12 protein-coding genes and 1 other annotated feature are annotated in these 13,730 nt (G+C 41.3%); all 12 genes read left to right on the top strand.

The features are described 5' to 3' along the window. Nucleotides 1-39: 39 nt before the first annotated feature. Nucleotides 40-528: a peptide deformylase gene (gene def / locus BHF69_RS02250; RefSeq protein ID WP_075669462.1), complete on the top strand. Its 489-nt coding sequence runs from the start codon at nucleotides 40-42 to the stop codon at nucleotides 526-528. A gap of 10 nt (nucleotides 529-538) precedes the next feature. Beyond that, nucleotides 539-1,468 carry a methionyl-tRNA formyltransferase gene (fmt, locus tag BHF69_RS02255; protein WP_075669463.1) on the top strand — a complete coding sequence of 310 codons (930 nt, stop codon included), beginning with the start codon at nucleotides 539-541 and terminating at the stop codon, nucleotides 1,466-1,468. Between the two features lies 1 nt (nucleotide 1,469). Beyond that, nucleotides 1,470-2,828, top strand: coding sequence for a 16S rRNA (cytosine(967)-C(5))-methyltransferase RsmB (rsmB, locus tag BHF69_RS02260; protein ID WP_075669464.1), 1,359 nt, complete (start codon nucleotides 1,470-1,472; stop codon nucleotides 2,826-2,828). Next, entirely contained in the window at nucleotides 2,815-3,852 is a 1,038-nt protein-coding gene (gene rlmN / locus BHF69_RS02265; RefSeq protein ID WP_075669465.1) for a 23S rRNA (adenine(2503)-C(2))-methyltransferase RlmN, read from the top strand. Before rsmB ends, rlmN begins: the two co-directional genes overlap by 14 nt. Before the next feature lies 1 nt (nucleotide 3,853). Next, a complete protein-coding gene (locus tag BHF69_RS02270; protein ID WP_075669466.1) occupies nucleotides 3,854-4,600 on the top strand; it encodes a Stp1/IreP family PP2C-type Ser/Thr phosphatase in 747 nt (248 codons plus the stop codon). After that, nucleotides 4,594-6,474, top strand: coding sequence for a Stk1 family PASTA domain-containing Ser/Thr kinase (gene pknB, locus BHF69_RS02275; RefSeq protein ID WP_075669467.1), 1,881 nt, complete (start codon nucleotides 4,594-4,596; stop codon nucleotides 6,472-6,474). Before BHF69_RS02270 ends, pknB begins: the two co-directional genes overlap by 7 nt. After that, nucleotides 6,467-7,357 (top strand): ribosome small subunit-dependent GTPase A, encoded by an 891-nt coding sequence (gene rsgA / locus BHF69_RS02280; RefSeq protein ID WP_075669468.1) that lies wholly within the window; start codon nucleotides 6,467-6,469, stop codon nucleotides 7,355-7,357. Before pknB ends, rsgA begins: the two co-directional genes overlap by 8 nt. A gap of 2 nt (nucleotides 7,358-7,359) precedes the next feature. Continuing rightward, entirely contained in the window at nucleotides 7,360-8,004 is a 645-nt protein-coding gene (locus tag BHF69_RS02285; protein ID WP_075669469.1) for a thiamine diphosphokinase, read from the top strand. Nucleotides 8,005-8,093: 89 nt separating this feature from the next. After that, nucleotides 8,094-8,387 carry an Asp-tRNA(Asn)/Glu-tRNA(Gln) amidotransferase subunit GatC gene (gene gatC, locus BHF69_RS02290; RefSeq protein WP_075669470.1) on the top strand — a complete coding sequence of 98 codons (294 nt, stop codon included), beginning with the start codon at nucleotides 8,094-8,096 and terminating at the stop codon, nucleotides 8,385-8,387. 12 nt (nucleotides 8,388-8,399) lie between these two features. After that, a complete protein-coding gene (gene gatA, locus BHF69_RS02295; protein WP_075669471.1) occupies nucleotides 8,400-9,875 on the top strand; it encodes an Asp-tRNA(Asn)/Glu-tRNA(Gln) amidotransferase subunit GatA in 1,476 nt (491 codons plus the stop codon). Nucleotide 9,876: 1 nt separating this feature from the next. Beyond that, nucleotides 9,877-11,310: an Asp-tRNA(Asn)/Glu-tRNA(Gln) amidotransferase subunit GatB gene (gatB, locus tag BHF69_RS02300; RefSeq protein WP_075669472.1), complete on the top strand. Its 1,434-nt coding sequence runs from the start codon at nucleotides 9,877-9,879 to the stop codon at nucleotides 11,308-11,310. A gap of 72 nt (nucleotides 11,311-11,382) precedes the next feature. Then, nucleotides 11,383-11,611, top strand: a binding site (T-box leader). Nucleotides 11,612-11,771: 160 nt separating this feature from the next. Continuing rightward, nucleotides 11,772-13,730 carry a threonine--tRNA ligase gene (gene thrS, locus BHF69_RS02305; RefSeq protein WP_075669836.1) on the top strand — a complete coding sequence of 653 codons (1,959 nt, stop codon included), beginning with the start codon at nucleotides 11,772-11,774 and terminating at the stop codon, nucleotides 13,728-13,730.

Below are 13,730 nucleotides of genomic sequence, written 5' to 3' on the forward strand. Positions count from 1 at the left end.
CAATGAGATAGATTAAGATAATAGAAGGGATTTAATAAAATGGCAATTAGAAATATTCGTGTAATGGGTGATGATATCTTAAGAAAGAAATCAAAGCCGGTAAAAGAAGTAACAGAAAGAATTCGTACGATGATCGATGACATGTATGAAACCATGTATGAGACCATGGGCGTTGGTCTTGCTGCGCCTCAGATTGGAATTTTAAAAAGAATTGTCGTGATTGATATTGGAGATGGGAATCAGATTACATTGATCAATCCAGTGATCGTAGAAAAGGATGGAGAACAGATTGGAGATGAAGGCTGTCTTAGTATTCCAAATAAAGTAGGAACTGTAAAACGTCCAAATCATGTAGTCTGTGAGGCTCTGAATGAAGAGATGGAACCAATTCGTGTAGAAGGAGAGGGCTTTCTGGCAAGAGCAATCTGTCATGAATGCGACCATTTGGATGGAATTCTGTATGCGGATGTGGCGGAAGGACCATTGGTTGATCTGACAGAGGCAGAACCAGAAGAGATCGAAGAATAGGAGGCTGCTTGTGAAAGTCATATTTATGGGAACACCGGACTTTTCGGTTCCAACACTGCAGGCGGTGATTGATCACCATGACGTCATTGCAGTAGTGACACAGCCGGATAAACCGAAAGGAAGAGGAAAAGCAATGGCATTTCCTCCGGTAAAAGAAAAAGCAATGGAGTACGGAATTCCAGTGTATCAGCCGGTAAAGGCAAGGGATCCGGAATTTGTAAAGATTTTAAAAGATCTGGCACCGGATGTGATCGTAGTAGTAGCATTTGGTCAGATTCTTCCAAAGGAGATTTTAGAGATACCAAAGTATGGATGCATCAATGGACATGCTTCTATATTGCCGATGTACCGTGGAGCAGGACCGGTTCAATGGGTGGTCATCAATGGTGAGCAGGAAACCGGAATTACAACGATGCGAATGGATGAAGGTCTGGATACCGGTGATATGATCGAGAAAGCGGTCATTCCGATCGAACCAAAGGAGACAGGGGGAACCCTTCATGATAAACTGATGGTTTTGAGTGGAGAGTTGATGGTATCCACGTTGGAAAAATTAGAAAAGGGAACGGCAGTCTTTACCCCTCAGGGAGATGGAAAGACTTGTTATGCAAGCATGTTGGATAAGAAGATGGGTGATATCGATTTTACCAAATCGGCAGTTGAGATTGAAAGATTGATTCGAGGTCTGAATCCATGGCCGAGTGCCTATACAACATTGAATGGAAAGACCATGAAGATCTGGGATGCAGATGTAGTAGCAGGGAAAGAAGGCGTTTTGCCAGGAACCGTTCTTGAGGTGACGAAAAAATCCATAATCGTTCAGACAGGAAAGGATGCACTTTCCTTAAATGAAATTCAGTTAGCAGGTAAAAAACGGATGAAGACAGAAGCATTCCTGTTAGGATATCACATCGAAACGGGAAGCAGACTAGGTGATTAATATGAGTCAGACAAGAGAGCTGGCATTGGATATTTTGCTGGACATTGATAAGAAAAAGAATTTAAGTCATCTGGTTCTTTCCGATACATTACGAAACTATCAGTTTATGGAAAAGAAGGACAGGGCCTTTCTTACCAGACTTTGTCAGGGGACTCTGGAAAATCAAATTCAGATTGATTATATCATCGATCAATTTTCAAAGGTTAAGATCCACAAATGCAAGCCGGTCATTCGGGCCATTTTGCGTATGGGAGTTTACCAGCTGAAGTTTATGAATCAGGTGCCGGATTCAGCAGTATGCAATGAAGCAGTGAAACTGGCGAAGAAAAGAGGTTTTCGGAATTTGACTGGCTTTGTCAATGGGGTGCTTCGCAATATTGCAAGAAATCTTGATCAGGTTATATACCCAGACCAGGAGAAAGAGCCGGTAAGGTATCTGTCTGTCTGGTATTCCATGCCAGAATGGCTGGTAAAGGAATTCTTATCTGAGTATGATAAAACTACCGTAGAAAAGATGTTAGAAAGTTTTTTAGAAGTAAAAGAAACCAGCATAAGGGCCCAGCTTACCAATGGGACAATGGAAGAACTGAGAAGATCCTTAGAAGCACAGCAGGTTGTAGTCGGAAAGGGTGCCTTTATGAAAGAGGCCTTTCGTATATCTGGCTATAATTATCTGGAAGATCTGGATGCCTTTTGTGAAGGAAAGTTCCAGGTGCAGGATGAAAGTTCTATGCTGGTGGCACAGCTGGCAGATCCGAAAGAAGGAATGCTGGTTATCGATGTATGTAGCGCTCCAGGAGGCAAGAGTCTTCATATGGCAGACCGGCTGAAGGGAACCGGCAGGGTCATTGCCAGAGATTTAACAGAGTATAAGGCGGAGCTGATCCAGGAGAATGTGAATCGTCTTAAATGTACCAATGTGAAAGTCCAGGTAGCAGATGCAAGGATATTGGATGAAGAGCTGATTGGAAAAGCAGATATTGTAATTGCAGATCTTCCGTGTTCCGGTCTTGGGATTATGGGAAGAAAAAGAGATATTAAATACAATGCAACAAAAGATGGAATTTTAGAATTATCAAAACTTCAGAAACAGATATTATCAGTTGTAATCCAATATTTAAAACCAAATGGCATTCTTATGTACAGTACATGTACCATCAGAAAAGAAGAAAATATAGAAAATGTGCAGTGGATGAGTAAGAATCTGGATATGGAGCTGGTAGGCTTTGAAGAGCTGATGCCGGATCAGCTTACTGTAGAGACAGCAGAGGAAGGATATATTCAGTTGCTTCCTGGCGTTCACCCATGTGATGGATTCTTTATTGCCAAGTTAAGGAGAAAATCAAATGCCGGATATTAAGTCGATGACGCTTACAGAGCTGGAGGAGTATGTCGAGTCTATTGGTGAGAAAAAGTTTCGTGCCAAGCAGCTGTATGAATGGATGCATAAAAAGCTGGTACGCAGTCTGGATGATATGACTAATATACCAAAAGCTTTAAAGCAGAAAATCAAAGAGGGAGTGGGAATGCTCTCTGTAACAGAAGTGGAGAGATTGACTTCTAATATAGATGGAACTGCCAAGTTCTTATTTGAACTCCATGATGGTAGTATCATTGAAAGTGTTTTAATGAGATATAAGCATGGAAATTCCGTATGCATCTCTTCTCAGGTAGGATGCCGAATGGGATGTAGATTCTGTGCATCTACGATTGGAGGACTGACAAGGTGCCTGGAGCCATCGGAGATGCTGGATCAGATTTATCATATTCAGCATGCCATTGGGGAACGGGTTTCCAATGTAGTTGTAATGGGAACGGGTGAACCTTTTGATAATTTTGATCATCTGCTGCGTTTTTTGGAATTGCTGACAGATGAAAAGGGTTTACACATCAGTCAGAGGAATATTACCGTATCTACTTGTGGAATCGTACCGAAGATTTATGAATTGGCGGATAAGCAACTGCAGATTACGTTGGCAATTTCGTTGCATTCTCCAAATGACGAGATGAGGAGAGCATTAATGCCGATTGCCAATCGCTATTCTATTCAGGAGATTATGGATGCCTGTGATGCGTATATTAAGGCTACCAATCGAAGGATTACCTTTGAATATAGCTTGGTAAAGGGAGTCAATGATAAACCAGAGCATGCGAAGATGTTGATTGACCTGCTTAAGGGAAAGCTGTGTCATGTGAATTTGATTCCAGTAAACCCGATTGATGAAAGAGATTATGAGCAGTCAACCAAAGATTCTATTTATGAATTCCAGCATTTGCTGGAGAAGCATCATATACGGGCTACGGTCAGACGGGAAATGGGAAGAGACATCAATGCTGCCTGTGGGCAGCTTAGAAAACGCTATGCCGAAAAGAAGGGGTTATAGTATGAAATCTTATGGAATGAAAGATATTGGATGCGTCAGATCAGAGAATCAGGATAATATATTCTATACGGACGCTCCAATCGGAATGTTAAGTAATTTATATATTGTTGCAGATGGAATGGGAGGCCACAATGCCGGAGCCTATGCCTCTAAATATGTAACGGATCAGCTTGTGGATAATGCAAGAAAATCAAAGGGGTGGGACGTGATCGCCTTCCTCGAAAATGTATTAAAGCAGCTGAATTATCAGCTTTTGAAAAAAGGTTCTGAGGAGGAAGCATATGCAGGGATGGGAACCACAACAGTAGCAGCATCGGAAAAGGATGGAAAGCTCTATGTGGTCAATGTTGGTGACAGCCGTCTGTATCATATTCATGATGGTGAGATGAAACAGATTACGGTGGATCATTCCTATGTACAGGAATTAATTTCAGCTGGAGTGATCGATAAAGAGGATGGAAGAAATCATCCAAATAAAAATGTGATTACCAGGGCAGTAGGTGCCCCGCAGTCTCTGAATGTAGATCATTTTATTGTTCCACTCAGCGAGGGAGATTATGTTATCCTGTGTTCAGATGGACTGCATGGGATGGTAGAGGATGAAGAAATCAAAGAAGTCGTGCTTGGAAACGGCTCAATCGAAGAAAAAACAAAGGAATTAGTCCGACGGGCAAAGCAGAAGGGCGGCAAGGACAATATTGCGGTTATTCTGGCAAGGATGGGAAACCGAGGTGATGAATTATGCTAGAAGCAGGAGCGAAGCTGGGAGGCCGTTATGAGATTATAAAGAAGATAGGGGCAGGCGGAATGGCAGATGTCTATATGGCAAAGGACAACAAATTGGGCCGTTTCGTTGCGATAAAGGTCTTGAAGGAAGAATTTAGCTCCGATGAGAATTTTTTAAGAAAATTTGATATAGAAGCACAGGCTGTGGCCGGATTGTTGCATCCTAATATTATTAATGTATACGATGTTGGGATTGAAGGAGATGTGCATTATATTGTCATGGAATTGGCAGATGGAATTACATTAAAGGAATATATCCGTAATGAAAAGCGATTAACTGCAGAGGATACAGTGAATTTCTCCATTCAGATCGCGGAGGCCATCGGATGTGCCCATGAGCATAAGATCATACACAGAGATATTAAGCCACAGAATATTCTGGTATCCAGCTATGGGGCCATTAAAGTAACGGATTTTGGAATTGCCAAAGCTGCCAATTCCAATACGATGACTTCGACAGCCATTGGCTCTGTTCATTATTTATCACCAGAACAGGCACGAGGAGGATTTTCTGATTCACGCAGTGATATTTATGCGCTGGGGATTACCATGTATGAGATGGTAACTGGAAGAGTGCCATTTGACCATGAGAATGGAGTTACCATTGCGCTTATGCATTTGCAAAATGATGCGATTCCTCCAAGGGAGATTAACAGCAATATTCCCAAAAGTCTGGAAAAGATTATTTTAAAATGCCTTGCCAAAAAGCCAGAGGAGCGTTATCAGACAGCCGGAGAGCTGATCGTTGATTTAAAAAAGGTATTTGAAGATCCGGAAGGAAGTTTCGTAAAAATGCCGGTTTTTGTGGATGATTCACCAACACAGCTGATCGGAGATGCAGAAATCAGCCAGATCAAATCTCAGATTGCAGATAGATCCATCGAAAAAAGTGAACTATCTAATACAGAAATAAAGAAACAGAAGGCATCAAAGCAGGAAGAAGGTATGGTAGATGGTGATGAAGAAGAGGATATAGCTGTCAGTGGAAAACTGGAAAAGCTGGTAGTGATTCTTGCCATTGTAGTAGCAGTGATCATTGCCATTGGAATTTTCTCCTTCATTGGAAAAGCCAGCGGTCTTTTTAAAGTTGGAAAGAACAACGTTACGACAGAGAATACAGCAAATGTTGCTGGAGATACCAGTACAGAAGAATATAAGACGACAACGGTACCGGATCTTTATAAGTTGACAGCAGAAGCGGCAGAAGAAAAGCTGGATGCAGAAAAACTGAAATGTCAGATAGAATATGAAGAAAGCGATGAAGTGCAGCTGGGATGCGTGATCCGTCAGAATATAGAAGCAGGGCGGGAAGTGGAAGAAGGAACCACAGTCATTATCACGGTGAATTCCGGAGAGGTGAAAAAAAGCGTACCTCAGGTGACCGGACAAACCCAGGCAGCGGCTACGAAGATTCTTCGCAATATTCCATTTCGGGTTTCCGTACAGGAAAAATATAGCGATGAGGTAGCAGAGGGAATTGTAATTTCACAAAGCCCTGATGCTGGAAAAAAGGCCGCGAAAAATTCTACAGTGACCATTGTAGTCAGCAAGGGAAGCAGTAAGGTTACGGTTCCTAGCCTGACCAATTATACACAGTCCGAGGCATCCAGACAGTTGCGCAACATGGGACTTGTGCTTGGTAATGTTGCTTCAGAATATAATGATGATGTAAAAAAAGGTTATGTGATACGACAGGGCGTTGCAGCTGGCACAAAAGTCAGCAATGGAACGGCAATCAGTATCGTCATCAGTCTGGGACCAAAGGCGACGGAGGAACCGACGACTACAGAGGAAGAACATGAGCCAGATACTGAGGAAGAGGAAGACTATGAATAATGTCCAGGGAAAAATTATAAAAGGAATTGCCGGATTTTATTATGTGCATGTGAATGAATATGGGATCTTTGAATGTAAGGCAAAAGGTGCTTTTCGAAGCAAAAAGATCAAGCCTTTGGTAGGTGACAACGTGCAGATTCAGATCATTAGTCTGGAGCAGATGACGGGCAATATCATAGAGATACTTCCGCGGATCAACGAATTGATTCGTCCAGCCGTTGCGAATATTGACCAGGCACTGATCGTATTTGCCATGAAGGATCCAAAGCCAAACTTAAATCTGCTGGATCGTTTTCTGATGATGATGCTAAAGCAGGAAGTGCCGACGATTATCTGCTTTAATAAGAAAGATATTACGGAAGAGCAGGAACAGAAGGAATTGGAGGAAATTTATAAAAATTGTGGATGCCGCCTTGTATTTACCAGCACATACACCGAAGAGGGCATGCAGGTCATCCAGGATCTGATCAAAGGAAAGACGACAGCGCTTGCCGGTCCTTCCGGTGTGGGAAAGTCTTCTATGCTCAATAAGCTTCATCCAGATGCCAACATGGAAACCGGCTCGGTCAGTGAGAAAATCAGGAGGGGACGCCATACCACCAGACATTCTGAGCTGATTCACATTGAAGAGGAGACGTATGTGATGGATACGCCTGGTTTTAGCTCTTTGTTCATTCATATGTTTGAGAAAGAGGAAATCAAGGATTATTTTTATGAATTCCGTCAATACGAGGCATACTGTAGATTTCAGGGATGTATGCACATCAGTGAACCAGACTGTGGAGTCAAGGAAGCGTTGGCAAAAGGAGAAATTAGTCAGGCACGTTATGACAGTTATCTGACGATTTACGAAGAACTAAAAAATCAAAAGAAAAAGTGGTAGCTATGCATATTTTAATTATTACAGGTGGAGGGATTGATATGCCCTTCACCCATTCTTATATAAAAGAACAAACATTTGATAAGATCATTGCAGCTGACAAAGGAGTACAGTATGCGATCCAGCTAGGGGTAAAACCAGATTTTATTCTAGGGGATTTTGATTCCCTAGGGGAAAAATGGAAAAAGAAGATGGAACAGTGGCAAGTACCAATCCTTACCTTTCCACCGGAAAAAGATTATACGGATACCCATCTGGCCATAGAATATGCCATTGAGCAGGGAGCAGAAGAGATTACCCTTTTGGGAGCGACTGGAACCAGATTGGATCATACCTGGGCCAATATCGGGCTTTTGCAGCTGGCAATGAAAAAAGGTGTTCATGCTCATATTGTGGATAAGCATAATCGGATTACGATGATTTGTGAAAAAACTGTGATAAAAAGGGAGGATGCCTTTGGTGATTTTATTTCTCTGATTCCATATACAGAAAAGGTGACAGGCATTACGCTGACAGGATTTTATTATCCATTAGAGGATGCAGAACTGACGCTTGGAATCAGCCTTGGAATATCCAATGAGCTGGTGGATGAGATTGGAATCATCCAGATTGGCAGAGGAAATCTGCTCGTCATAGAATCCAGAGATTAAACTTACCTGGAATTTCTGCGCAATATCTTGATAAATCGTGGAAATTGTGCTAGATTCTAAAGAATAAAGAACAGAAAGGAACGAAAAGAATGGCAAATATAATTACCGATGAAACCATCGATTATGTAGGCATTTTAGCAAAGCTTGAGCTTTCTTCAGAAGAAAAAGAACAGGCGAAGAAGGATATGGCTAATATGCTGGACTATATTGATATGCTGAATGAATTAGATACTGATGGAGTTGAACCAATGTCACATGTATTTCCAGTACACAATGTATTTCGTGAGGATGTAGTGGTCAACGGAGATGTGAGAGATGAAATGTTAAAAAATGCACCAGAAGAAAAGGATGGATCCTTCATGGTTCCAAAAACAGTTGATTAGGAGGAGCGCATGATGAGTCTTTTTAATATGACAGCAGTGGAGCTGGGCAAGAAGATCAAAGCGGGAGAAGTAACCGTTGTAGATGCCTGTAAAGCTGCATTAGAACAGATCAAAGCAACAGAAAAGGAATTAAACTGCTATGTTCAGGTACTTGAGGAGGCGCAGATTATGGAGCGTGCCAGAGAAGTACAGGAACAGATAGATGCAGGAGTTTTGACCGGACCTTTGGCAGGTGTGCCAGTGGCGATCAAAGATAATATGTGTACAGAAGGAATTACGACAACCTGTAGTTCCAAGATTTTATATAACTTTAAGCCAACCTTTAGTTCAGAGGCAGTGATCAATCTGGAAAAAGAAGGTGCGGTTATTCTGGGAAAAACTAATATGGATGAATTTGCTATGGGAAGTACCACAGAGACCTCCTATTTTGGTGAGACAAAGAACCCATGGAATACTCAGCACGTACCGGGAGGATCATCTGGAGGTTCTGCAGCAGCAGTGGCAGCGGGAGAATGTTTTTATGCATTAGGATCTGATACAGGTGGATCCATTCGCCAGCCGGCTTCTTTTTGTGGAATTGTTGGAATGAAGCCAACCTATGGAACGGTATCCCGTTATGGATTGATCGCTTATGGTTCTTCTCTGGATCAGATTGGGCCAATGACAAAGGATGTTACTGACTGTGCAGCAGTTTTAGAAGCTATTGCTTCTTATGATTCCAAGGATTCTACATCCTTTAAACGTGAGGACTATGATTTTATGTCAGCACTGGTGGATGATGTGAAAGGATTAAAAATTGGAATTCCAAAGGATTATTTTGCCAAAGGACTGGATGGGGAAGTCAAAGAAGCAGTACTGGGCGCTGTGAAAAAACTGGAAGAAAAGGGAGCGATTGTAGAAGAGTTTGATCTGCATATGGTGCCATACGCAATTCCAGCATATTATGTGATCGCATCAGCAGAAGCAAGCTCTAACTTATCCCGTTTTGATGGAGTAAAATATGGATACCGTGCTGATGAATTTGAAGGACTTCACAATATGTATAAGAAGACCCGCTCAGAAGGATTTGGACCAGAAGTAAAACGTCGTATTATGCTTGGTTCCTTTGTATTAAGCTCTGGTTATTACGATGCATATTACTTAAAAGCACTTCGTACGAAAGCATTGATCAAGAAGGAATTTGATCAGGCATTTGAAAAATATGATATTATTATCGGACCGGCAGCACCGACAACGGCTCCAAAGCTGGGAGACAGCCTAAGTGATCCATTGAAGATGTATTTAGGTGATATTTATACGATTTCCGTAAACCTTGCAGGACTTCCGGGAATCAGTGTACCTTGTGGAAGAGATCAGAATGGACTTCCGATCGGGGTACAGATGATTGCAGACTGCTTTAAAGAAAAAACATTGATTCAGGCTGCATATTCTTATGAGCAGGCAAGAGGACCATTTGATATCTGTCCTGCACAGAAAGGAGCAAAATAGAATGTCTAAACACTATGAAACTGTCATCGGACTGGAGGTCCATGTAGAATTAGCAACAAAAACAAAGATTTTCTGTTCCTGCAGTACCGAATTTGGAGGAGCGCCAAATACACATACCTGTCCAGTATGTACGGGAATGCCAGGCTCTTTGCCGGTTCTTAACAAGCAGGTAGTGGAATATGCCATGGCAGTAGGTCTGGCTACCAATTGTACGATTACACAAAATTGTAAATTTGACAGAAAGAATTATTTTTATCCGGATAATCCACAGAACTATCAGATTTCTCAGCTGTATCTGCCAATCTGCCGAGATGGCCATGTGGATATAGAAGTAGAAGGAAAGAAGAAATCCATCCGTATCCATGAAATTCATATGGAAGAGGATGCTGGAAAGCTGATCCATGATCCAATTACCGATTGTTCACTGGTTGATTTTAACCGTTCTGGGGTACCATTGATCGAGATCGTATCTGAACCAGATATGCGTTCCGCAGAAGAAGTAATCGCTTACCTGGAAAAGCTGCGCCTGATCATTCAGTATCTTGGAGCATCTGACTGTAAATTACAGGAGGGATCTATGCGTGCGGATGTTAACCTTTCTGTGCGTGAATACGGTTCTGAGGAATTCGGTACAAGAACAGAGATGAAAAACTTAAATTCCTTTAAGGCTATTGCAAGAGCTATTGAAGGAGAGACGGAACGTCAGATCGATCTGCTGGAGGATGGAAAGCAGGTAGTACAGGAAACCAGACGATGGGATGATGAGGAGGAATATTCCTATCCAATGCGTTCCAAAGAGGATGCACAGGATTACCGTTACTTCCCAGATCCAGATTTGGTACCTGTTATCATCAGTGATGAATGGTTGAATGAAGTCAAAGAGCGTCAGCCAGAGCTTCGTGATGAGAAGATGATCCGCTATAAGGAAGAATTTGGACTGCCCGAATATGACATTGAGATATTGACAGCATCCAAGCATCTGGCAGATTTATTCGAAGAAACCAATGCAATGGTTGAGAAGCCAAAAGAAGTATCCAACTGGCTGATGGGTGAGACGATGCGTCTTGTAAAAGAAAGTGAGATGGATGTGGATGATATTACCTTCTCACCAAAACATTTGGCAAAACTGATCGAGATGGTAGATGATGGAGCTATCAACCGAAAAGTGGCAAAGCAGGTATTTGAAGAAATCTTTAAAAAAGATGTGGAGCCAGAAAGCTATGTAGAGGAGAATGGATTAAAATCCATGAACGATGAAGGTGCACTTCGCACAACCATTGAAGAAATTGTAGCGAAAAATCCTCAGTCTGTAGAAGATTACCGGGCAGGTAAGAAAAAGGCCATTGGATTTTTGGTTGGACAGACGATGCGTGCCACTCAGGGAAAAGCAGATCCAGGTATGGTAAACAAAATTTTAAAAGAAATTCTGGGTTAATATAGGGTAAAAAATATTGACAAGTTATTCTGGAATGTTATAATAATTCAAGAAAATATTTTCTGATATAAAATGAACACGTTGATGAGACGAGTACATATAAGGAAATTGACAGAGAGAAGGCGTCATGGGCTGAAAGCGCTTTTCAGTGAAATTATATGGAAAACTACCTCGGAGTGGCTCTAATCAAGCCCGGTCGACACCGTTACCGTCAGTAATAAGTGGTTTAATGTATGGCTTTGCCATATCATCTGAAACAATCAGGGTGGAACCGCGGGTTATGAATATACTCGCCCCTTGCAGCTTTGTCTGTAAGGGGCATTTTTTATTACATAAGAAATTTTCCGAATTTCTTATGCAACAAAAAAACTCCGAGGGATGTACACGATGTGTATAGGAAGACTACCATGCAACCACACATCAGTACACAAAACGGAGCAAGGAAAAGGAGAAAGAAAGCAATGATTATTACATTAAAAGATGGATCAAAAAAAGAATATGAATCTCCAATGTCTGTATTGGAGATTGCATCTGATATCAGTGCAGGTCTTGGAAGGATGGCCTGTGCAGGTGAAGTAGATGGAGAAGTTGTAGATTTACGAACAGTAATTGAAAAAGACTGTGAATTAAATATTTTGACATTTGATAACAGTGAAGAAGGGAAAGCGGCTTTCCGTCATACGGCCTCTCATGTGTTGGCTCAGGCAGTAAAAAGATTGTATCCAGATGCAAAATGTGCCATTGGACCATCCATTGAGAATGGATTTTACTATGATTTCGATATGCCATCCTTAAATCGTGAGGATTTGGATAAAATCGAAAAAGAAATGAAGAAAGTGATCAAGGAAAATCACAAATTGGAATACTTCACTCTCCCAAGAGAGGAAGCAATTAAGCTTATGAAAGAAAAAGATGAGCCATATAAAGTGGAGTTAATCGAAGATCTTCCAGAAGATGCTATTATTTCTTTCTATAAACAAGGAGATTTTACAGATCTTTGTGCAGGACCTCATTTGATGAGCACAAAAGCGATCAAGGCATTTAAGTTGATTTCTTCTTCTGGTGCTTACTGGAGAGGAAATGAAAAGAACAAGATGTTAACACGTATTTATGGTACTGCTTATACAAAGAAGGCAGATTTGGAAGAGCGTCTTGCATATTTGGAAAATATTAAGAACCGCGACCATAATAAACTGGGAAGAGAGATGGAACTGTTTACAACTGTAGATGTGATCGGTCAGGGACTTCCACTATTGATGCCAAAAGGGCAGAAGATCATTCAGACCATGCAGAGATGGATTGAGGATCTGGAAGATAATGAATGGGGCTATGTAAGAACAAAGACACCATTGATGGCAAAGTCTGATCTGTATAAACTTTCCGGACACTGGGATCATTACAAGGACGGAATGTTCGTTCTTGGTGACGAGGAAAAGGATAAAGAAGTAATGGCACTTCGCCCAATGACTTGTCCATTCCAGTATTTTGTATATAAGAATTCTCAGAAATCCTACCGTGATCTTCCAATTCGTTATGGGGAAACATCAACCTTATTTAGAAATGAGGATTCTGGAGAAATGCATGGGCTGACTCGTGTGCGCCAGTTTACGATCTCTGAAGGACATTTGATTGTTCGTCCGGACCAGATGGTAGAGGAATTTAAAGGCTGTATGGCATTGGCAAAGCATTGTCTGACGACACTTGGACTGGAAGAAGATGTAACCTATCATCTTTCTAAATGGGATCCGGATAATAAAGAAAAATATATCGGAGAACCAGAAGTCTGGGAAGAAACACAGCAGCACATTAGAAATATTTTAACAGAACTGGATATTGATTTTGTAGAGGACGTGGGGGAAGCTGCATTCTATGGACCGAAAGTAGATATTAATGCAAAGAATGTATATGGAAAAGAAGACACAATGATTACAATTCAGTGGGATGCTCTGTTGGCAGAACAGTTCGATATGTATTACATTGATCAGAATGGCGATAAGGTACGTCCATATATTATTCATAGAACAAGTATTGGATGCTATGAAAGAACATTGGCATGGCTGATTGAAAAATATGAGGGACTGTTCCCAACATGGTTATGCCCAGAGCAGGTAAGAATTCTTCCAATTTCTGAAAAATATATGGATTATGCAAAGAAAGTGGAAAAAGAATGTAAGGCAAATGGCATTCAGGTAACGGTAGATGGACGTTCTGAAAAGATTGGCTATAAGATTCGTGAAGCAAGACTGAACAAAGTTCCTTATATGCTGGTTGTAGGTGCAAAAGAAGAGGAAGAAGGCAAGGTATCCGTAAGAAGTCGCTACTTAGGCGATGAAGGGGCTAAGGATTTACAGGTATTTATCGATGATATTTGCAAAGAAATTCGGACAAAAGAAATCAGAAAGATTGAAGTTGAGAATTAA

Origin of the sequence: Anaerostipes sp. 992a (assembly GCF_001940245.1) — a bacterium.
Taxonomy (GTDB): domain Bacteria; phylum Bacillota; class Clostridia; order Lachnospirales; family Lachnospiraceae; genus Fimousia.